Source organism: Lysinibacillus sp. NPDC092081 (assembly GCF_044755845.1).
Taxonomy (GTDB): Bacteria; Bacillota; Bacilli; order Bacillales_A; family Planococcaceae; genus Lysinibacillus.
The window spans coordinates 226,665-247,400 of record NZ_JBIVRU010000002.1 but is presented as its reverse complement, the minus strand read 5'-3'; the positions used below and the strand labels follow the sequence as shown (position 1 = coordinate 247,400).

Below are 20,736 nucleotides of genomic sequence, written 5' to 3'. Positions count from 1 at the left end.
AATGAGTTCTGATTTCTGGTCACCGCTTAAACTTTCTATCGAGATAGCCCTTGTGTCAGGAATAATTGTCATAGTAACAGGTATTCTATTTGGTAAATGGATGGCAAAACGCAATTTCAAAGGAAAATTATTTCTAGAAACAGTGTTACTTTTACCATTAGTATTACCTCCTACTGTAGTAGGATTTCTTCTAATTATTATTTTCGGAAAAAACAGTGTGCTAGGTAACTTGATTACATGGCTTTTTAACCAACCAGTTATGTTCACATGGTGGGCGGCAGTCATTGCCTCTACTATTGTTGCATTTCCTTTAATGTATCAATCAGTAAAAACTGGCTTTGAATCTGTTGATGAGGACATCGAGAACGCTGCACGTGTTGATGGTGCTAACGAATGGCAAGTCTTTTTCTTTATTTCAATCCCTCTTGCATTAAAATCAATTGTCTCAGGTGGAATTTTAAGTTTCACACGAGCTTTAGGTGAATTTGGTGCAACCTTAATGTTTGCTGGAAACCTTCCAGGCAAAACGCAAACTACGCCACTTGCTATATATATGGCGATTGGTTCAGGTGACATGTCACTCGCATGGTCATGGGTGATTTGTATGATAGGTATTTCCTTCCTTATGCTTCTGAGTGTTCATCTTTTGAAGGTATAAAGTATAAGGGGAGTTTTCTTCCCCCTACCGATTATTAGGCTCCACCAATCGGGCTTTTACAGAATAAATAAAATAAAAGATGTAGTCGGTTCAAACTAAACTGTACCAACTACATCTTTTCTTTTTACCCTCCACTAATAGGTGGAATAAAGGCGATTGTATCCCCTTCTTTTACAACTGTTGAATCTATTGCAAATTCCTCATTTACTGCTGTCATAACATGTTGTAAATTAACTTGTGAATATTGCGTTTCCATCCATTCCTTAATTTGTCCAACTGTTCGGTCTGACAGGTCTACACATAATTTTGACTCACCGATACTTTCTTGTAAGTGAGCAAATAGTAATATGTTAATCACAAGATTCCTCCTCACTAATGGATGGATTTCCTTTTGGATAAGGGACATTTTCTAATTGATCACCAATCCATTCAGTTCCATCTTCCCAATACTCTTTTTTCCAAATAGGCACAATTTGTTTAATACGGTCAATGGCATATTCATTGGCTTCATAGGCTATTTTACGATGTGGTGATGAAACCGCAATGACTACGGCAATATCCGAAATTTCTAAATGACCAACACGATGTGTAATGGCTACTTTCGCTTCTGACCATCGCTCTTGTATTTCTTTAGATATTTGTTTAAACATTTTAATAGCCATAGTTGGATAAGCTTGATATTCCAAATGTAGTGTTTTCTTGCCTTTCGTCATTTCACGTACTGTTCCGATGAAAACAGTGATTGCACCAGCATTTCGATCTGTTACTTTTTGTCTAACTTCTTCAACATCAATTGGTTTATCAATGATTTCAAACAACGATGTAGTCATGATTTTCTCCTCATTTCCTGCATAAGAACTTCCATATATTGTGCTTTTTCTTGAATTAAAAAAGTTGGATAATCTAACGGTTTATTTAGTGGATATGTGGGCCAATAAAGAACACAGACGATATTGCTTACTTTTTGTAGTAAAGATTCATCTTCCGCCTTACGCAAAAGAACAACCTTCGGATAATCTTCATTTTTATAGCCTTCAATGAAAATGATATCCATCTTAAATGTTTCATAAATAGCTAGTATATCAGCAAGCTGCCAGTTACTTTGGTGAATACTCATGCGCAAAGTACCTTCTCCCTCAACTGCTGTGACACTTGCGCCAGCCTTCTCATGGCGAACACTATCTTTCGAACTTTCTATCATAGGAATACCACCATGTCCATGGTGCTTGATCGTTCCTACACGAAAACCTTCTATGGTGGCTTGTGTGATGAGTTGTTCCATTAACGTTGTCTTGCCACTATTTTGATAGCCTACGATTTGTAAGATTTTTCGATGATGTCCCATGGCCACTCACTTCCCTGCAAATCTTCTAACAATAAAACAACAACTTGCATGCCTTTTTCATAACCACGTGAGCCACCTGGTAATACAATAAAAGCATTAGCTTCTGCTAAGGAAGATACCGCACTAGATTTATCAAAACCAGAGGGAACTGCAACTAATTGACCGTTTTCATAAGAAACACTAGCACGCACAAAACGGGTAAACGGATTCGGTTTTTTAAAGTCCGTATTTAAAATAGCCTGCTCTCTACGTAAATGTGGTTGCTTATTACTAAACGCCGTTCGAATAATAGGCCGTGTAAATAGTTCAAAACCAACATAGCAAGCTGACGGATTGCCTGAAAGTCCAAATAATAATTGGCCATTTCGAGCCGCAACAGTCGTTACACTACCTGGTCGCATTGCTACCTTGTTAAAAAGGACTTGTGCGTCAATGGCTTCATAAATGGCAGGTAAATAATCGTAATCCCCTACAGATACTCCTCCTGTTGTAATCAATATGTCTACTTCCTGAAGAGCTTTTTCAACAGCTTGAATACATAAATTTAAATCATCGCTAAATTTACCAAAATATTTGACGGTTGCCCCAGCACGTTCAATTTGAGCCATTATCATATAGGCATTGCTATTACGAATTTTTCCTGGCTGCAAAGAATCACTTGGTTCTAGTAATTCACTTCCTGTTGCAATAACGCCAACGATTGGTTTTCGAAAAACAGGTACTTGATCATAACCAAAAGTAGCAAGTAATGCGACAACGCCTGGATTGATGTATTGTCCTTTTTCAATAAGAATTGCGCCTTTTTGAACGTCCTCTCCCTTATAGGAAATATTTGTTCCTGTTTCATAAGAGCGTTTAATCGACATATATCGTTGATTGTCTTCTTCAAATGTGTGCGTTAATTCTAGCATAACGACTGCATCACATCCGTTTGGGATAGGAGCACCTGTCATAATACGCACCGCTTCTCGATGACCCACTATTTCCTCAAATACATAGCCCGCGCCAATCTCTCCTACTACTTTAAAGGTTACTGGATTTTCTGAATTCACTTCTTGACTATCGATCGAGCGAATAGCATAACCATCATAAGGGGAGCGATCAAAAGCTGGTACATCTTGGTCTGCAGCAACATCTTCTGCTAAAAAACGTCCATGTGCTTGCTGTAGTGAAACGACCTCTATTTTTCCTTGGAATGCAAACTCCATGACACGTTGAACAGCTTCTCCAACAGCAATTGGTTTTCTTTTTTCTAACATTTTAGAACACTCCTTTATCCGAATAAACGATAATAAATGGTTTTAGCTTTTTGTATATCTTGTACACCGTGAATGACAACTCGTCCATCTTGGAAAATCACTAGTCGATAATCTTCTGCTTGGCAAGATAGTAAATAGGGATTTTGTTGAATATCACCATAGGGACGAAGTTGGACAGCGAGCTGATCAAAATTATAATGCATCGGTTTTGGTGGACGTATTTGAATAGCATCGCGACCACATAATACATTTAGTTTTGTTTGATTTTCATATGATAAATACGGATAGCTCGGATTTTTGCCACAGGATGGACAATCATGATTGCGAATTTTTTCTACGTTTATTTCATAGTGTTGATTTTGCCAAACATCAAAAGTTAAATAACTTTTTCGTAATGCTTCTTCATCGCCTACTAAAAACTTTAATACCTCAGCAACTTGATAAGCTGCTACGATTTGAACAGTTGGACTTATAATTCCTACTGTATCGCATGTCATCCCTGTATTGGGCATCGCTGCTAGCAAACAATGTAAACAAGGTGTTTTCCCTGGCACAATTGTATAAGTAGCACCATAACTACCAACACAAGAACCGTAAACCCAAGGAATTTGATATTTTTGTGCAAGATCGTTCATCATAAAGCGAATATCAAAGTTATCCGTTGCATCCATCATAATATCTACATCTGCAAGCAATGGGATTATTTGCTCTGTACACGCATCAAAAATATATTCGTTAATTTCTACCTCTGAGTTAATGCTTTGTAGTCGTTTTTTTGCAGCGATTACTTTAGGAACTTTTTCTTGCGCATCTTGTTCGGTATATAGTTGTTGTCTTTGTAAATTACTCCACTCAACATAATCACGATCAATAATCGTCAATTTTCCAACGCCTGCCCTTACAAGAGCCTCTGCGCTAGCACTACCTAAAGCACCAACTCCTATCATCAGGACATGCTTTTGTTGTAGTAGTAGCTGCCCGTTTTCTCCGATTGGGTTGAATAATTGTTGTCTAGAATATCTATTATGCATAAACGCTTTTGCCTTTCTTTCTATGAATTTTAGTTTGACCTTTTAATTTATAGCTTTATAATAAAAGCAATGTTTTTCAGCAAAAACAAAAATCAACTCTATAAAGGGGGGGGGCTTTTACCTTGCATCCCACACATAGTGAACTTCCTATACGAGCTGCCATTTTAACAGTGAGTGACACACGCACGAAGTCGGATGATCGTGGTGGCCAGCGTATTCAATCATTACTTCAAGAAGCTTCATTTGAATTAGTAGACTACCAAATGTCAAAAGATGAACCGCTTGAAATCTCAAACCATGTACGGAAATGGTGCGATGATCAAACCATTAATACCATTATCGTAACAGGAGGAACAGGATTTACACCGAGAGACCAAACTTACGACACGCTTCTCCCTCTTTTCGAAAAAGAAATGATGGGATTTGGTGAATTATTTCGAACACTAAGCTATGAAGAAATCGGTCCAAAAGCCATGTTTAGTCGTGCAACAGCGGGTAGTCGCGATAAAACGGCTATCTATGTGTTACCAGGTTCCACTAACGCCGTGACACTTGCCATGACAAAGCTGATTCTTCCTACTGTGCAACATTTTGTCGGTGAGTTGAATCGCATATGAAAATGGCTGGTGTTGTCTTAGCTGGCGGTCAATCTTCACGGTATGGTCAACCGAAAATGTTTGAATTATTTGCTGGTCTGCCTTTATATAAGCACAGTCTCATAGCCTTACAAAAAAATCAACTACAGCCTTTAATTATTGCTACGAATGCTAGCTTGCAATCAAAGTTTGTAGAAGAAAATGTCCAATGGATTATTGAAAAACACCCTCATCAAGGACCTCTGTTTGCCTTGCATATTATAATGACAAATTTTCCGGAAGTAGAGTGGTTTTTCGTAATAGCTAGTGATATGCCTTTTATTAATGCAGAATTTGTCCAAACTATGCTCACATTTATCGATGATCGTTATGATGCGATTGTTCCTAAACAAGCTTCAAGATTACAACCTCTTGCTGCTTTATATCGACGCAGCGCTTTACCAAAAGCACAGCAATTAGTCCAACAAAACAAGCGAAGTATGAAAGTCTTGTTAGAGCAACTTCAAGTATGTTATGTCCCATTCGAGGAAGAAAGCTCAACATTTATCAATATTAATTCTCAACAAGATTGGCTACAAACATTTGAAAGGAAGTCTAATAATGAGTAATTTTACACACTGGAATGAAGAAGGTCGTCCCAAAATGGTCGACATTTCAGATAAAACAATCACAAACCGTACTGCGATCGCTCGTAGTACAATCACGTTATCCGATGAAGTCTATCAAGCTATCCAACAGGGAGGCATTAAAAAAGGCGACCCTACGCAAGTGGCACAAATTGCTGGGATTATGGGTGCTAAAAAAACTGCTGATATTATCCCAATGTGCCATCCGATTATGTTACAAGGAACAGATCTTCAATTTGAATATACAAAAGCAGAGGATGGTTATGAACTACACATTCAAGCTACAGTAAAATGTAATGGTAAAACAGGCGTCGAAATGGAAGCATTAACTGCTGTATCCATTGCTGCACTGACTTTTTATGATATGTGTAAAGCCGTCGACAAATCTATGGTGATTAAAGAAACATACCTCGTTCAAAAAACAGGTGGAAAAAGTGGCGACTTTGTGCATAAATAAACAGAAAAAATCCGGCATTATTTTGCCGATTTTTTTCTGTCTTAAGTCACCAGCACTAACTAATACCACTCTATTTCGTCTACCCACCGATATGTGACATTTCAATTCTTGAGTTTTTCCTTTTTTCCATTGTTTGCTCATTTCGTTCATCTGAATAGCGATCTTTTCTATTTTCCCAAACATTCGAAATGCATTGGATGATCGTTTCATCATCTTCCCCAGACCTTAACAAATCTCGTAGATTCGTTCCTTCTGTTGCAAATAAACACGTATATAATGTTCCTTCTGCCGAAATACGGGCACGCGAACAAGTGGAGCAGAAAGAATCTGTTACAGATGATATTACGCCAATTTCACCCTGAGCATCCTCATATTGATATCGTGTAGCCACTTCCCCTTTATAATTAGGGTCAACACTATGCAAAGGGGAAAATTGGTTGACCTGGTCAATAATTTTTTTCTTCGACACAACCTCATCCAACCGCCAACCATTTGAATTACCGACATCCATATATTCAATAAAGCGAAGAATATGCTGTTTTTCTTTAAAATATTCTGCCATCGAAATGATATCCTGTTCATTTTTTCCTTTTTGAACGACCATATTGATCTTCACTTGTAAACCCGCTTCTGCCGCTTTTTCTATACCTTCTAATACTGTTTTCACTTTTCCTCGATGGCCATTCATCTCAAAAAAACGTTCCTCATTTAGAGAATCTAGGCTAACAGCTACTCGTGATAAACCTGCTCTCACCAATTCATTGGCATATTTTTTCAACAATATGCCATTGGTCGTTAACGCAATATCCTCTACTCCAACTATGCGATGTATACGTTCAATTAAATTTGGCAGATCACGACGTAGTAAAGGCTCACCACCAGTAATGCGTACTTTTTTCACACCTAATGAAACGAAAATCTTTACTAATCGTTCGATTTCTTCAAAACTCAATATTTTATCGGACGATAAAAAAGCATAATCTGGACCAAATACTTCTGCAGGCATGCAATATTGACAACGAAAATTACAACGGTCTGTTACTGATATCCTTAAATCTCTTAATGGTCTGTGTAGTTGGTCTTGTAGATTAATAATGTTAATCTCTTCCTTTCATTTTATTGGTTGGTAAGTGAATACGTTCTTTGTGTGTATAAATATTAAGTGTATTTTGGCGAATAAAACCTACCGTCGTAATACCGAGTTGCTCTGCCAATTGCAATGCTAATTCTGTTGGAGCTGATTTGGACAGAACAATTTCACAGCCAATTTTCGATACTTTAAGTAAAATTTCAGATGAAATCCTTCCGCTAAATACGATAATTTTGTCCTGAATGCTAATTTTGTTTTTTAGGCAATAGCCATAAATTTTATCTAAGGCATTATGGCGCCCAATATCCATTCTACTCAATAAAACACCATTCGCATCACATAGCGCGGCGTTATGAACACCACCAGTCTGTTTGAATATTTCAGCCAAATCTTGCATATCGCGCATTAAACGAAAACAATCATCTGTTGTAATACGCACATGAATGCCTTCCATTTTTTTAGCTACTAATGCATCATTAGCAAAAACAAACCCTTGGCGGCTCATGCCACAGCAAGAAGTAATGTAACGTTTATTTTGAATTTGTTGAAAGTAAGGATTCACACGTTTTGTTTTAACGTGCACAAAACCTTCTTTTTCTTGGTGCCAAATGGCTTCAATATCTTCGTAATCGCGAATAATTCGTTCAGAAGCCAAATATCCAATAACCATATCTTCTACATACTCTGGTGTGCAAACCATCGTCACAAATTCTTGCTCATTAATCTTCACTGTGACCGCGTATTCTGTGACAACTGTATCTTCTATTTCTTTGATTTGATTACCTTCAACACGTATTATTTCTCTAGCTACTGCGCGTTCCATATGGCATCCCCTTTATTCACTAATATTATCTTCAAAAACAAAGACAGAAATAGCAAAATCTTCTTCAATTTTGATATCTGAAAATAAATGGAGTAACTTAGTGCCCATCAGTTCTTCCATGCCTTCTGGAGGTGATTTAGTATACAAATCTTGAATCATTCTTGTACGTGCAGCATGAACCATTTTTAACCCTTCAGGCGTACTCGCAATAAATTTTTCTGTCGGTGTGATATTACCATATAAAGTTGACACAGCCATATTCTCTACGAAAACAGTATGAATACGCTCTGGTCCTTTTCCAAATATATCTTTGCGTAGTTTTCGAATAATGTCGTTGAACTCATGCACTTTTTTTGACATTTTAACGATTCTCCCAACGTAATTAATCTTATTTATCCTATGTTCATGGGGGTCACCCTTACAGTTTGTTAATAATATAGCAACTTAAATAAAAATTAAAGAGAAAATATTCAATGATAATTATTCTCAATCAATAATTTTTATTATAATTATTGTCCATTTTGGCTGAAAAGGCTATAATAATTGGTATTACATATGGAATGAAAGTATTTTGATTCCTATGTCATGGTTTCATATAAATAAATTTGAACTATTGGCATAGTGGTTTTAATATTTAAATTCTATAGTTATATTGAATAAAAAATAAAAGTTGATTGAATTTTTAGCAAGGCCTGTTAAGAATTTTATCCACCATGAATAAATAGCATGATAATACATGCCTTTTCATGGTGGATTTTTTTATTTTTGAGCAATATCAACATCGACAACAAATAATAAATGTTTCTTCATCTATGTTGGTGTAGAAATTGGACAAATTGGGAAATGACATTATAACAAGACAATTTTTTAAAAATAACAAGACAATCAAAATAAAAAAACTCGTAACTCTTTTCCCGATTTATCCTAAGTATTAACCTGTTGTCAAATTAGTCTCAAAGAGCAAAGGGAGGAAAACACCTTGACTACAATTAAAATTAATGGCCTACCGTATGATGTAGCAGAGGGAGCTACAATACTTGATTCCATTAATCAACATGGCATCGACCATCCACAAATTTGTCATGTACCATCTGTTGATCCTATCGAAACTTGTGATACATGTATCGTTGAAGTGAATGGACAATTAGTACGCTCTTGTTCAACAAAAGCAGTAAACGGCATGGATATCCAACTTACTTCTGATAAAGCGAAAGCTGCACAAACAGAAGCGATGGATCGTCTACTAGAAAATCATTTACTGTACTGCACAGTTTGTGATAATAACAACGGAAATTGTACATTACACAACACAGCAGAATTAATGGAAATCGAACATCAAAAATATCCTTATCAACCAAAAGTCGAACCACACGAAGTAGACATGTCGCACCCGTTTTATCGATATGATCCAAACCAATGTATCGCATGTGGACAATGTGTAGAGGTTTGTCAAAACCTACAAGTTAATGAAACATTATCTCTTGACTGGGAAGCTGAAAGACCAAAAGTAATTTGGGATGAAGGCGTTGCCATTAACGATTCTTCATGTGTAGGCTGTGGACAATGTGTTACCGTTTGTCCATGTAACGCATTAATGGAAAAATCAATGCTTGGTGAAGCTGGTTTTATGACTGGACTTAAACAAGAAACATTAGATCCGATGATTAGTTTAATTAAGGAAGTCGAGCCTGGCTATAGCGGTATCTTCGCTGTTTCTGAAGTCGAGGCTGCTATGCGTAGTAAACGTACGAAGAAAACAAAAACAGTTTGTACTTTCTGTGGAGTAGGTTGTTCGTTCGAAGTGTGGACAAAAGACCGCAAAATTTTAAAAGTGCAACCTTCTGACGGTCCTGTAAATGCTATTTCTACTTGTGTAAAAGGAAAATTCGGTTGGGACTTCATCAACTCTGAAGAACGAATTACAAAACCATTAATTCGTAAAAATGATGCATTTGTTGAATCTTCATGGGATGAAGCTCTTGATTTAATTGCTACTAAACTAGGTGGCATTCAAAAAGAACACGGTTCTGGTTCTGTCGGCTTTATTTCTTCTTCAAAAATTACAAACGAAGAAAACTACTTAATTCAAAAAATGGCACGTCAATTATTCGAAACAAACGACGTTGATAACTGCTCACGCTATTGTCAATCTCCAGCTACAGATGGCCTACTACGCACAGTTGGTATAGGTGGCGACGCTGGAACGATCAAAGATATCGCAAAAGCTGGCCTTGTTATTATTGTTGGGGCAAACCCTGCAGAAGGTCACCCTGTTTTAGCTACTCGTGTAAAACGTGCCCATAAGTTACACGGTCAAAAATTAATTGTTGCCGACGTTCGTAAACATGAAATGGCTGAGCGTTCTGATATTTTCATGCGCCCAAAACAAGGCACAGACCAAGTATGGTTAATGGCCGTTACAAAATATATGATCGATCAAGGTTGGCATGATGAAGCCTTCATTAAAGAGAACGTACACTTCTTTGATGATTTTAAAGATGTACTTGAAACATACACACTAGAATATGCAGAAAAAGAAACGGGCATTTCAAAAGAAACATTGATAAATGTTGCTGAAATGATTCGTGATGCTGACGGTACATGTGTACTTTGGGGTATGGGTGTTACACAAAATACAGGTGGCTCATATACATCAGCTGCCATTTCTAACCTACTTCTAGCTACTGGTAACTATCGTCGTCCAGGTGCAGGTGCCTACCCTCTTCGTGGTCACAACAATGTTCAAGGTGCTTGTGATATGGGTACACTACCAAATCTATTACCAGGTAATCAAAAAGTAATAGACGACGAAGCACGTAAGAAATTTGAAGAAGCATATGGTGTGAAAATCAAACCTGAACCAGGTCGTACGAATATGGCAATGTTAGATGCTATCATGGAAGGTAAAATGAAAGCAATGTATTTAGTTGGGGAAGATATGGCACTTGTAGATTGCGATGCTAACCATGTAGATAAAGTACTTTCACAATTAGACTTCTTTGTTGTACAAGATTGCTTCCTTTCACGTACAGCACAATATGCGGATGTTATTTTACCAGCAGCACCTTCTCTTGAAAAAGAAGGTACTTTCACGAATACAGAGCGTCGTGTACAACGACTATATCAAGTATTACCAACACTTGGTGAATCAAAAGCCGATTGGGAAATCCTTCAATTAGTAGCACGTCGCCTAGGTGCTGACTGGAATTACAGTCACCCAAGTGAAATCTTTGCTGAAATGGCTAGTCTTGCTCCATTCTTCTCGCAAGCGAACTATGATGTATTAGAAAATTGGGGTAGCTTCTGTTGGGGTAGCCATGATGGTAAAGACACACCTTTACTATATGAGGATGGCTTTAACTTCCCTGACAAAAAAGCTCGTTTTGCTTTAAATGATTGGATCAGACCGGTTGAATATGAAGCGCAATATGATTGCCATATTAACAACGGTCGTATGCTTGAACACTTCCATGAAGGTAATATGACAAATAAATCAAAAGGTATTCAATCGAAAGTACCTGAAATTTTTGTTGAAGTATCACCAGAACTAGCAAAAGAACGTGGCATTGAAGATGGAGCTCTTCTTCGTTTAGTGTCTCCTCAGGGTGCATTAAAATTAAATGCCCTAGTGACAGACCGCGTACAAGGAAATGAACTTTTCTTACCAATGAACTCTGTTAGCAAAGATTCAGCGATTAATTTCTTAACTGGCCCGGCTGCAGACATCAATACATCGACACCGGCGTACAAACAAACAAAAGTACGCGTAGAAGTATTGAAGCAAAAAGGAAAATCGCCACTTCCTAGAACAAACCCGCGTTATAAAAAACGTCATCCACAAAATGGTGTTGAGGTACAACGTAAATGGAATCGTCCTGGTTACGTTCACTTAACAACTAACGAAAGGGAGTGATTTCATGGCTGCACCAATTACGACAATTCAAAAAGCGCAAGTAACAGAAGAGCAACTAAAGGAAGAAAAGTTAGAGAATTTAAAGCAACTACTTTCTGAGAATGAAGAAATGGTGAATCAGGTCTTTACGATCATGGCAGAATTAAATGATATTGGAGCGCTAGAAGCAGCTACGAAACTACTTGAAGCAAAAGAGGATGTTACACATATCGCTCTTGGTCAATTAACGCGTAAGCCTGTTACGAATATCATCAACAACTTAATGGGTGTTGCAGGAGCATTAACCGAATTGAATCCAGAAACAACAACAAAGCTTATTGAAGGCTTAAATACCGGCTTAGATGAAGCGAACAAAGCCGTTGAATCGGATGAAAAAGTTAGCGCCTTTAAGTTGTTCAAAATGTTAAACGATCCTGATGTTAATCGTGCTGTAAACTTTGGCGTTCACTTCTTAAAAGGGCTTGGCAAAGGCCTAAAATAGGAAGGTGGTTTCTAACATGCTAACGAACGAACACATTTTAAAAACTTTGCAGAAAATCGATGACCCAGAGCTTCATAAAAGCATCGTTGACTTGAATATGGTACGCAATATTCAAGTCAACGGTACGGATATCTCACTTGATATTATCTTGACTATTCAAGGATGTCCTATGAAAGCCAAAATCCAACAAGATGTTGAAGAAGCGTTGAAAGCAATCGGCGCAACAAATGTCTCCATTACATTTGGTTCTATGACAGATGACGAACGTCGTAGTTTAACAGCTTCTTTAAAATCAGAAAAAGTGACGGATAAAGGTATGCCTAAAATGCTTCTACCCGATTCTGGTGTCAAATTTATAGCAGTTACTAGTGGTAAAGGTGGCGTCGGTAAATCTACCGTGACGATTAACTTAGCAGTAGCTCTTGCCCGTCTTGGAAAACGTGTAGGTATTTTAGATGCCGACATATATGGATTCAGTATTCCTGCCATGATGAAGATTCATCAAAAGCCAACAATGATAGACCAAACAGCTATTCCAGTAATAAGTCATGGTGTAAAAATCATGTCGATGGGCTTTTTCACAAACGAAAACCAACCTGTCATGTGGCGTGGCCCAATGCTCAACAAATGGATTCGTAATTTCCTTGTCAATACACATTGGGATGAATTAGATTATCTCCTTATAGATTTACCACCTGGTACAGGAGATGTAGCCATTGATATGGCGGCAATGATCCCACAAGCACATGAAATTATTGTAACAACACCACATCTTGCAGCTTCTCATGTTGCTTCTCGCGCAGGTCTGATGGCTCAACATACGAACCACACGATTCTTGGTGTTATTGAAAACATGGCTTACTTTAAAAACTCAAATGGTGAAAAGAACTATTTATTCGGTCAAGGTGGCGCAGAAAAATTAGCAGATGAGCTTCAGACAAGTATCATCGCTCAAATTCCATTTGCGCAACCTGAGGAAAATACAGGTTCTTCCGTTTATGACGAAGACTCCATTATCGGTGAGGTATTTACCCACCTTGCAGAAGATATGATGTATCAATAAAATGTACCTTTCATCAGTAGGTGGTTTTCTTCATCCCCTACTGATGATTAGTCTTCACCAATCAGACTTTTACAGGCAATTAATCTCCCGCCAAAAGCATGATAAAACACAAAAACCCTTGCCTCACTTTTACACGAGACAAGGATTTTTTTATCGAGCAATGTTCAAGTTTGAAACACTCCCCTATATGTAATTCAATAACCAGCCTTTTTTAAAATCTGCATAAAATAAAAGCGGTACGTATTTTTAACGAAAGTATCTAAAGGCAGCCCAACATTTAATTGATACTTTGTAAAAATAAAATAAAAACGCTTATCCCATTTTAACCGTAATAACTCCCCAGCATCTTCACCGTATTTCTCCGTAAATTCCTCAATTAAAGGTTCAATCATATAGTAGCAATAGTCTTTTAAGTTTGCGAGAGCCTCTATATCTTTCTCCTTTTGAAAACGTGTAATCCAATCTACTAGTTGTTCATTCATGTTAAAATCCATCTCTCTTTATTGAGTTTCTTCCTATTATATTATAACTCTTTTTATAAGTTTCCGCTTCTTTCGTTTTTGAGACATTCAGGCTGGTATCATTGACTATTCTAATTTACGAGTCCTTTATTATATTCAATCCACTTTTCCATTTCTCTCTCTACAGCTCGATTTTGCCATTCAAACCAAATACCTGAGCATTCACTACAGTGACTATCTACCCCACTTTTATTATGCATATCTTTGCGTGTAAATACAGTTTTTTTACGACAGCTGTAGCAGTAAATTTCTAACTCTTTATCAAATTCCATAACGATCAACTCCAACATTTTTACACATATTTCTTTCTGTTTTTTATATAAATTATTCTAATTTACAAAAGAATCTTTACGGAAGGAGAATGATATATGGTTTAGTGAGAACATCATTAATTACATGTGAATAACCCAATAGAGGCTAAGTGCAACAAAATACATTTTTCAAAGAAGTTGATCTGACCACATTAAGAATGAACAACATGAAAAAAGAAAATGCCTCAAATCCTTGAAAACAAAGGATTTAAAGCACTTTTCAGTTGGTTCTAACTCGGTTCTTTTTGTTCCTCACGAGTGGCCTTTTTATGGTTTATTAAAGCTAATCATTAACTTAATCCCGCTTACAATAGTCAGTCGCGACCAGCCTCGTAAAATTTCTGTGCTACCATAGCTGGCCTTGTACGCGTGTCCGTAAAGTGATCACCATCACCTACAATCAGGCGGAACTGCCCGAGCCGTCTGGACATATTCGGATGCCAGCCGTAATTCTCCCCTCGTGGCAATGCGTTGTCTTGGTAGAAATAGACATAGCTTTTGGGCGTAGGTAGCGAGTAGAACGTTTTCAGATCCAGTTTCTCGAAAAGCGGCTTAGCCGGTTCCGGAGTAACGCTTTCATACATCCGTTTAGCTTCCTCTAAAGTGGCCGTATTAACGAACGAATCCCGAAACAAGGAAAACGGCATAAAGATCGTATCGTCCTTCGAGCTGGCTCTGAGCTGTTCAAAACCTTGTAACATTTGGGGCGAGAATTCGTCAGCAACTGATTCTCCGTCTTTCAGTACGAACGCGTCCCAGAAAACAAGTCGCTTTATGCGATCCGGAACCTGCTCTGCAACCTTTTGAATGACTGACCCTCCGAAACTGTGCCCAACGAGAACAAAGTTACGTAGATTCCATTTTGTTATAAAATCAACGACGGACTTCGTGATCATCGCATGCGTGACATTTTTATTCGGATCTTCGCCGTGACCTGCGTATTCAGGTGTATAGACGTCATGCCCTCGACTGCGCAACTCTGCCGCTACTCTATCCCAGAAATGAGCATCAGCCCAAGCACCATGCACTAGCACGAAGGTAAGCAGTTGCTGTGAGGGTAAATGGTGTCTTTCATCAAATTCAAGGGCACCATTGCTCCCGGGAGACCATCCATCAGAATAAGGTGGGTAGCAGCGAGTGCTTTTTCTCTATGCTTCATAGCGTATTTTCTATAGGTTGGAATGTGTGCTTGCATGGTTGTAAGCTTATACCCCATTTGATATGTAAAGGGTGTTTCTGTAATTTCCTGATAGATTTCAGCAAACCACTGAATTAACAATGGTTTGCTTTCATGTAAATTTTCACCTTGTAGCAATTTATCAGCCTTTTTCAGTTTGTCGATTAAGTCCATTCAATAGTTCCTCCAAGTCCTTTTCATCACCGTCTACAATGATTTTTAACATCGCAAATTGCCAATCTTCCATTCCAGCACGTCTACAAGCCTGTACCTTTGTAGACTTTTAAAAAAATTACGAGTTCCTGTTAAATTAAAAGAGGGTTTCCTTATAATGCTTGCAAATAATAGACATCAAGTTTATAAGGGGATTCCGAAAATGGATTTATTATTGTTGTTGGAAATAGTTTTAATGGTGGTTAGCACAGCTGTTATAACAGCATTTAAAGTTGTTGGGGTAAGTGTTTTTTACGGTGTTAAGGTTTATTTAGAGGTTAAAAGCAAAAAGGTTACAAACAAAAAGAAAAAGAAAAAGCCCCGTAAATAGAGGCGGTTCTTATACACTTACATAGGCAAGGCATGTCACACCCTGACCTAACACTGAATTTTAAACTATAGAGAATCGGCTTTTGCTGGTTCTCTCTTTTTTTATATTACCTTCAGCATCCAGTGCAAAGTGCAATATTTGGTGTTATTATAATCTTGCAAGTCATGTACATAGAAAACATGGTACATCAAAAGGAGATAGAGTTAGAAATTGACTATAAAATTAATAGTAAATTATATACTTATACTAATATTTAATATCGGAGGATTATATATTTACAGAAATAGCAAAGGCTGTTTAGTTACCTTATTGAAAGCATTTAGTATTTTTATAATAATCGGTGAAACGATTCTTTTTGTTTATATTGCAGTTAACGGATGTGGTGATTTTTGTGATTGAAAGTGAAACGTCACCAGCGTCACTTCTAAGCTGTTTGGGAAGAAACGATTTACTTTTTTCTTTCCTTTCCCACACTTAACGCACGAAACATGGGCAATTTCCCCCTATATTCACTGCACACGAAGACACATATTTGACACATATAACACTAGCTGTTAAAGAATCTTGAATCAGTGGTATCACTCGTTTAAGTATCTTCAATTATATAAGGCGATACTTGTTTAATAAACTTGAATCAGCGGTATAACGAGTTAAAATCATCAAAATTAGTAAGACGTGAAATCATAGATAAACGCAGGACTATTTAATCAATTTTCAGGGGATTTGATGGTGTTTGTCTTACTTTAGGGGGTTTTCACGGACATATTACTGAGAAAATTAGATAACGGTAAGCTTAAAGTGAATTAACAGTTAAAGCGTTATAAGTTCAAAATATCCTTCTCAAAGCTAAAGCTTTTCGAAGCTTAACTACTAAATGAAATTAGTAATTGTTAATCTGACAAATACAAATACATTTCAGAATAAAGACTAGTTAATACATAGTTAATTAAAGATTTTGCAGCCACTTACTTCAAGTTGTTTCAGAATGACTGACAACGCTTGTCCAATTGCCACATCATTACGTTTTACTTCACGTTTTCTAACTTGAATTAACGGTTGTTCAATTTGGATATCAAATATCCCCTTCTTTTTAGTCAAATGAAAAAAGCACCTCCACCTATAATTCATTAGTACAGAAACTCGACTGACCGAGTACTGTAAAATTGAATCATAAGCGAAAGTGCTTATTTCTCTAGATATAACGTTGTAAAACTGGACGTCCCAGGAGGGATTCGAACCCCCGACCGACGGCTTAGAAGGCCGTTGCTCTATCCTGCTGAGCTACTGAGACATGATGTTATGTAGTCCATATAAGGACAATATTTATTATATGTGCTTAATATCATAATGTCAACATTAATTTTACTATGAAGGCAAGGTTTGCCTCATATTAATATTATATGATTTCATGTACCCCATTATGCCCACTCTCAGCTCTTCTTTTGCTAAAATAATGAAAAGCAATAAAACTGGAGGAAGCTATTATGTTTAAAGATTTAGTTGTCGTCGTAACTGGCGGTGCGCAAGGGATCGGCAAAGGCATTGTACTTACGTATGCAAGAAATGGTGCCAATGTAGTTATTGCCGATGTAAATAAAGAATTAGGTCAGGAATTGGAAAAAGATTTACTTAAGCAAGGTTATTCTGTTCTTTTTGTTCAAACAGATGTTACGAAAGAACAAGACATCGTTTCTTTAATGCAAAAAGTTGTTAATTATTTTGGTACTATTCATATTTTAATTAATAATGCGGGTAAATTTCAACATAAATCTCTCTATGACGTAACGTTGGACGAATGGAACGATATCATCCAAACTAATTTGACGAGTGTCTTTTTGTGTTCGAGAGAGGCTGCAAAAGTTATGCGAGCTAATGTCAATGGTGGCTCAATCGTTTCTATAGCCTCTACACGCGCTGAGAGGTCTGAGCCCCATACCGAAGCCTATGCAGCAACAAAAGGCGGTATCGTTGCATTAACACATGTTTTAGCGCGTTCTTTAGGTCCAGATCATATTACGGTTAATTGTATTTCGCCTGGTTGGATTGAAACGGGTGATTATGAACAGCTCCGTAAGATTGATCACGAGCAGCATTTATCGTTGCGTGTAGGCGTACCTGAAGACATTGCACAGGCTTGCTTATATTTAACTAGCCCCACAAATAATTTCGTCACAGGCATTAATTTAACAGTTGATGGTGGGATGACAAAGAAAATGATGTATGAAGAGTAGGTAACACACTACTTTCAATCAATGAACAAAAGCAAACCAGATTCACTAAGCATTTTTGAATCCGGTTTCTATTTTTGGCGAATAAATTCTAGCCTCTTTACTCTTCGAATAATGAGCAATAGGTTGAATGCCTTGTATAGATTCCTTCACAAATGGAGCTAGTGTGTTGCTTTCAATGTTAATATGAACTCGTTGTAGCTGCCATGGCATATGATCTATATCTATGCGAACTAGAGAACTCTTCCACTTCGACCAAGAATGATAACGTTCCACTAACCATTTATCAAAGGTCGAAGTAATTATTTCACTGGCAGTCGGTTGATATGAAATTTTCAACCTCTCATCTAGTGCACCATGATATAAACTTGTAAAAGAAAAATTGTTCCCTGTTTGGTTTAAAGCTATTTTTGAATGGCGATATGATAAACTGCCCTTTGTAGCTATTTGTACGATAAAACGATTCGTAACATCTAAGTTAAAGAAATAGATACCTTTCATGCCATTATATGTAACATATGTCCGGACATTAAGCTGCAAATGGGAACCTACTCCTGGTAATGGTGGTAGATATCTCAGTCGTTGTCCTTTTACTTTAAAAAGGACAACACTAAGCCAAGCGTTATTTTCATAGAGATCCAGTTGCAACTCTTGCGGAATGTACTGCTCTAAATCCTTAGGTGATACTGGCCAATGTAGAAACAACACATCTTGCCATATTTGCGTCAACATCCACGATTTACTCCACATAAAATAACTCCTTTCTGTAGTTAAATTCTTTCCTACAAAGGAGTTATTCAAACGAAAATGACTATTTTTGTTCTGAATCTAATGTTTCTATTTCAACATATCGGTAATATAAATTGCGCAGTTCGGATTCTTTATAATTGCCTAAATGACTTTTATATTGTGGATGCACCAAAATACCATGATCTCGAAGTTGCTTCACAAACCAACCTTTTGAATACTTATGCACTTTACACATTCCCTTCACTACTATTCATTACATAGCGTATGCTCAGGAATTTGTGTAGTGACAATTTTTACAAAATAAAAAACGAAGAATTTATCCTTCGTTTTTTATTTTGTACCCACAAAGATTTTCCTTGGCAATTGTACTTTCAACTTATGTGCCACAAAAAGTTCGATATGGTTGGTTAGATTGTGTTGGTAATGTCGCGTATTTCTGCTGCTCCTTAGAATGTGCAAACGGAAGAGCAAGAGCATCCAGTAATCGCTCCATTACGCTATAGTCTTCCTGTTCAACTGCAGCCTCTAAAGCTTCTTCTACACGGTGATTTCGTGGAATTACTGCTGGATTATGCTCACGCATTAATTGTTGAGACATATCTTTTGTTTCTTGTTGTCTTTCTAGTCTTGCAAGCCAATTCTTATGCCATTCTTTAAATTCATTTGTACTAAATAACGTTGATTCATCAAATTTATCGAAGGTTAATGCGATAAATGTATTTGTATAGTCTGCTTGATGTTGCTGCATTAACTTTAGAAGCTCTTCAATGAGTGCCATGTCCTGATCTTCTTCGTTGAATATCCCAAGCTTTGCTCGCATACCTGCTAGCCATTTTGCATAATACAATTGAGGGTACTGCTTTAGAGCCTCTTGAGCTAAGTGTATAGCATCTTCCTCATTTTCATGGATTAACGGTATTAATGATTCAGCCAGTCGTGTTAAATTCCATCCTCCGATATTAGGCTGGTTCCCGTAAGCATAACGGCCTTGTCGATCAATAGAGCTAAATACTGTCGCTGGATCATAAGTATCCATAAAGGCGCAAGGACCATAATCAATCGTCTCACCACTAATGGTCATATTATCAGTGTTCATGACGCCATGAATAAAACCAACTAGCTGCCATTTTGCAATGAGAGATGCTTGTTTCTTTATAACTTCCTGTAGAAGGGTTAAATAACGATTTTGAGCTACATCAGCATTAGGGAAGTGACGTTCCAAAGCATAATCCGCCAAAGCTTTCAGCTCCTTCTCAGATCCAAAGTTCGCTACATATTGGAAAGTCCCAACTCGCAAATGACTGCTTGCAATACGCGTTAAAACTGCACCAGGAAGCTCGGTTTCGCGGAGGACAATTTCGCCTGTAGTTACGACAGCTAAACTTCGAGAGGTTGGAATACCAAGTGCATACATGGCTTCACTAATTATATATTCACGTAGCATTGGACCAAGTGTTGCTCTGCCATCTCCGCCACGGGAATAAGGCGTTCTTCCTGAGCCTTTTAGTGCGATATCCAAGCGTTCATGAGTTGGTGTTAGCTGTTCACCTAATAACAGTGCTCTTCCGTCTCCAAGCATATTGAAGTGACCAAATTGATGCCCTGCATAAGCTTGTGCAATGGGTGTGCCACCAGTCGGATTGTTGTTACCTGCAAAAATCTCTACCGCTTCCTCGCTTTGCAAAGCATCGATGTTTAATCCAAGTGAATTGGCAACTGATTCATTTAACATTATTAACTTTGGTGAACGAACTGGATTTAAATTGATTGATGTATAAAAAATGCTTGGTAAGCGGGTATAGCTATTATCAAAATTCCATCCTATTGTATTGTCCATGTTGTCTCCCTTCGTTACGTTTATAT

General features: G+C 37.5%; 25 protein-coding genes and 1 tRNA gene. 9 read left to right on the top strand and 17 right to left on the bottom strand.

Annotated features, from left to right (window positions below; translation table 11 throughout):
• Position 1: 1 nt before the first annotated feature.
• Positions 2 to 658, top strand: a complete 657-nt coding sequence (modB, locus tag ACIQLB_RS05975) for a molybdate ABC transporter permease subunit (RefSeq protein ID WP_400722327.1) — start codon at positions 2 to 4, stop codon at positions 656 to 658.
• A gap of 124 nt (positions 659 to 782) precedes the next feature.
• Here modB and moaD read toward each other — a convergent pair whose 3' ends face one another.
• Genes moaD through ACIQLB_RS05950 form a run of 5 tightly spaced genes read right to left on the bottom strand, consistent with a single transcriptional unit; the run spans position 783 to position 4,293 of the window.
• A complete protein-coding gene (gene moaD, locus ACIQLB_RS05970; RefSeq protein ID WP_400722324.1) occupies positions 783 to 1,016 on the bottom strand; it encodes a molybdopterin converting factor subunit 1 in 234 nt (77 codons plus the stop codon).
• Positions 1,009 to 1,488 (bottom strand): molybdenum cofactor biosynthesis protein MoaE, encoded by a 480-nt coding sequence (locus ACIQLB_RS05965; protein ID WP_400722321.1) that lies wholly within the window; start codon positions 1,486 to 1,488, stop codon positions 1,009 to 1,011. The genes moaD and ACIQLB_RS05965 overlap by 8 nt, the downstream gene beginning before the upstream one ends.
• Positions 1,485 to 2,003 (bottom strand): molybdopterin-guanine dinucleotide biosynthesis protein B, encoded by a 519-nt coding sequence (gene mobB / locus ACIQLB_RS05960; RefSeq protein ID WP_400722318.1) that lies wholly within the window; start codon positions 2,001 to 2,003, stop codon positions 1,485 to 1,487. Before mobB ends, ACIQLB_RS05965 begins: the two co-directional genes overlap by 4 nt.
• Complete coding sequence (locus tag ACIQLB_RS05955) at positions 1,970 to 3,262, bottom strand: molybdopterin molybdotransferase MoeA (RefSeq protein ID WP_400722315.1); 1,293 nt, start codon at positions 3,260 to 3,262, stop codon at positions 1,970 to 1,972. The genes mobB and ACIQLB_RS05955 overlap by 34 nt, the downstream gene beginning before the upstream one ends.
• Before the next feature lie 14 nt (positions 3,263 to 3,276).
• Positions 3,277 to 4,293 (bottom strand): thiazole biosynthesis adenylyltransferase ThiF, encoded by a 1,017-nt coding sequence (locus ACIQLB_RS05950; RefSeq protein ID WP_400722312.1) that lies wholly within the window; start codon positions 4,291 to 4,293, stop codon positions 3,277 to 3,279.
• 122 nt (positions 4,294 to 4,415) lie between these two features.
• On the opposite strand from ACIQLB_RS05950, the gene ACIQLB_RS05945 reads away from it, so the two are divergent.
• From ACIQLB_RS05945 to moaC, 3 genes are read left to right on the top strand one after another with little or no spacing between them, the layout of a single operon-like run.
• Positions 4,416 to 4,910 (top strand): MogA/MoaB family molybdenum cofactor biosynthesis protein, encoded by a 495-nt coding sequence (locus ACIQLB_RS05945; protein WP_400722309.1) that lies wholly within the window; start codon positions 4,416 to 4,418, stop codon positions 4,908 to 4,910.
• Positions 4,907 to 5,497 carry a molybdenum cofactor guanylyltransferase gene (locus tag ACIQLB_RS05940; protein WP_400722306.1) on the top strand — a complete coding sequence of 197 codons (591 nt, stop codon included), beginning with the start codon at positions 4,907 to 4,909 and terminating at the stop codon, positions 5,495 to 5,497. Before ACIQLB_RS05945 ends, ACIQLB_RS05940 begins: the two co-directional genes overlap by 4 nt.
• A complete protein-coding gene (moaC, locus tag ACIQLB_RS05935; RefSeq protein WP_370075498.1) occupies positions 5,490 to 5,972 on the top strand; it encodes a cyclic pyranopterin monophosphate synthase MoaC in 483 nt (160 codons plus the stop codon). Before ACIQLB_RS05940 ends, moaC begins: the two co-directional genes overlap by 8 nt.
• A gap of 79 nt (positions 5,973 to 6,051) precedes the next feature.
• On the opposite strand, the gene moaA is transcribed toward moaC, so the two are convergent.
• Genes moaA through ACIQLB_RS05920 form a run of 3 tightly spaced genes read right to left on the bottom strand, consistent with a single transcriptional unit; the run spans position 6,052 to position 8,245 of the window.
• Entirely contained in the window at positions 6,052 to 7,068 is a 1,017-nt protein-coding gene (gene moaA / locus ACIQLB_RS05930; protein ID WP_400723079.1) for a GTP 3',8-cyclase MoaA, read from the bottom strand.
• A 1-nt stretch (position 7,069) separates the two neighbouring features.
• Positions 7,070 to 7,885 carry a formate dehydrogenase accessory sulfurtransferase FdhD gene (gene fdhD, locus ACIQLB_RS05925; RefSeq protein WP_400722301.1) on the bottom strand — a complete coding sequence of 272 codons (816 nt, stop codon included), beginning with the start codon at positions 7,883 to 7,885 and terminating at the stop codon, positions 7,070 to 7,072.
• A gap of 12 nt (positions 7,886 to 7,897) precedes the next feature.
• Positions 7,898 to 8,245, bottom strand: coding sequence for a Na-translocating system protein MpsC family protein (locus tag ACIQLB_RS05920; RefSeq protein WP_049667590.1), 348 nt, complete (start codon positions 8,243 to 8,245; stop codon positions 7,898 to 7,900).
• A 619-nt stretch (positions 8,246 to 8,864) separates the two neighbouring features.
• Between ACIQLB_RS05920 and fdhF the strand changes: the two genes are divergently transcribed.
• Genes fdhF through ACIQLB_RS05905 form a run of 3 tightly spaced genes read left to right on the top strand, consistent with a single transcriptional unit; the run spans position 8,865 to position 13,342 of the window.
• On the top strand, positions 8,865 to 11,798 hold the full coding sequence (fdhF, locus tag ACIQLB_RS05915) for a formate dehydrogenase subunit alpha (protein WP_400722297.1): 2,934 nt from the start codon (positions 8,865 to 8,867) through the stop codon (positions 11,796 to 11,798).
• A gap of 4 nt (positions 11,799 to 11,802) precedes the next feature.
• A complete protein-coding gene (locus ACIQLB_RS05910) occupies positions 11,803 to 12,279 on the top strand; it encodes a helical membrane plugin domain-containing protein (protein WP_400722294.1) in 477 nt (158 codons plus the stop codon).
• 16 nt (positions 12,280 to 12,295) lie between these two features.
• A complete protein-coding gene (locus tag ACIQLB_RS05905) occupies positions 12,296 to 13,342 on the top strand; it encodes an Mrp/NBP35 family ATP-binding protein (RefSeq protein ID WP_400722290.1) in 1,047 nt (348 codons plus the stop codon).
• A gap of 194 nt (positions 13,343 to 13,536) precedes the next feature.
• On the opposite strand, the gene ACIQLB_RS05900 is transcribed toward ACIQLB_RS05905, so the two are convergent.
• The 4 genes from ACIQLB_RS05900 to ACIQLB_RS05885 form a co-directional block, all read right to left on the bottom strand.
• On the bottom strand, positions 13,537 to 13,824 hold the full coding sequence (locus tag ACIQLB_RS05900) for a hypothetical protein (RefSeq protein ID WP_400722287.1): 288 nt from the start codon (positions 13,822 to 13,824) through the stop codon (positions 13,537 to 13,539).
• A 110-nt stretch (positions 13,825 to 13,934) separates the two neighbouring features.
• The gene (locus ACIQLB_RS05895) at positions 13,935 to 14,135 is read right to left on the bottom strand and encodes a hypothetical protein (RefSeq protein ID WP_370041634.1); all 201 of its coding nucleotides are present in this window, start codon (positions 14,133 to 14,135) and stop codon (positions 13,935 to 13,937) included.
• A gap of 353 nt (positions 14,136 to 14,488) precedes the next feature.
• A complete protein-coding gene (locus ACIQLB_RS05890; protein ID WP_400722283.1) occupies positions 14,489 to 15,151 on the bottom strand; it encodes an alpha/beta hydrolase in 663 nt (220 codons plus the stop codon).
• Between the two features lie 50 nt (positions 15,152 to 15,201).
• Positions 15,202 to 15,525 (bottom strand): hypothetical protein, encoded by a 324-nt coding sequence (locus ACIQLB_RS05885; protein WP_400722280.1) that lies wholly within the window; start codon positions 15,523 to 15,525, stop codon positions 15,202 to 15,204.
• 202 nt (positions 15,526 to 15,727) lie between these two features.
• Between ACIQLB_RS05885 and ACIQLB_RS05880 the strand changes: the two genes are divergently transcribed.
• A complete protein-coding gene (locus ACIQLB_RS05880) occupies positions 15,728 to 15,895 on the top strand; it encodes a hypothetical protein (protein ID WP_400722277.1) in 168 nt (55 codons plus the stop codon).
• Positions 15,896 to 16,837: 942 nt separating this feature from the next.
• Here the strand turns inward: ACIQLB_RS05880 and ACIQLB_RS05875 are convergent.
• The gene (locus ACIQLB_RS05875; protein ID WP_400722274.1) at positions 16,838 to 16,993 is read right to left on the bottom strand and encodes a hypothetical protein; all 156 of its coding nucleotides are present in this window, start codon (positions 16,991 to 16,993) and stop codon (positions 16,838 to 16,840) included.
• A gap of 119 nt (positions 16,994 to 17,112) precedes the next feature.
• A tRNA-Arg gene (locus ACIQLB_RS05870) sits at positions 17,113 to 17,186 on the bottom strand.
• A gap of 193 nt (positions 17,187 to 17,379) precedes the next feature.
• Between ACIQLB_RS05870 and ACIQLB_RS05865 the strand changes: the two genes are divergently transcribed.
• A complete protein-coding gene (locus tag ACIQLB_RS05865; RefSeq protein ID WP_400722271.1) occupies positions 17,380 to 18,126 on the top strand; it encodes a glucose 1-dehydrogenase in 747 nt (248 codons plus the stop codon).
• A 45-nt stretch (positions 18,127 to 18,171) separates the two neighbouring features.
• On the opposite strand, the gene ACIQLB_RS05860 is transcribed toward ACIQLB_RS05865, so the two are convergent.
• The 3 genes from ACIQLB_RS05860 to ACIQLB_RS05850 all read right to left on the bottom strand — a co-directional run bounded on the left by ACIQLB_RS05860 (position 18,172) and on the right by ACIQLB_RS05850 (position 20,710).
• A complete protein-coding gene (locus tag ACIQLB_RS05860) occupies positions 18,172 to 18,873 on the bottom strand; it encodes a YqjF family protein (protein WP_400722268.1) in 702 nt (233 codons plus the stop codon).
• Between the two features lie 61 nt (positions 18,874 to 18,934).
• Positions 18,935 to 19,108 carry a DUF2639 domain-containing protein gene (locus ACIQLB_RS05855; RefSeq protein ID WP_400722265.1) on the bottom strand — a complete coding sequence of 58 codons (174 nt, stop codon included), beginning with the start codon at positions 19,106 to 19,108 and terminating at the stop codon, positions 18,935 to 18,937.
• A 141-nt stretch (positions 19,109 to 19,249) separates the two neighbouring features.
• Positions 19,250 to 20,710, bottom strand: coding sequence for a protein adenylyltransferase SelO (locus ACIQLB_RS05850; RefSeq protein ID WP_400722262.1), 1,461 nt, complete (start codon positions 20,708 to 20,710; stop codon positions 19,250 to 19,252).
• Between the last annotated feature and the right edge of the window lie 26 nt (positions 20,711 to 20,736).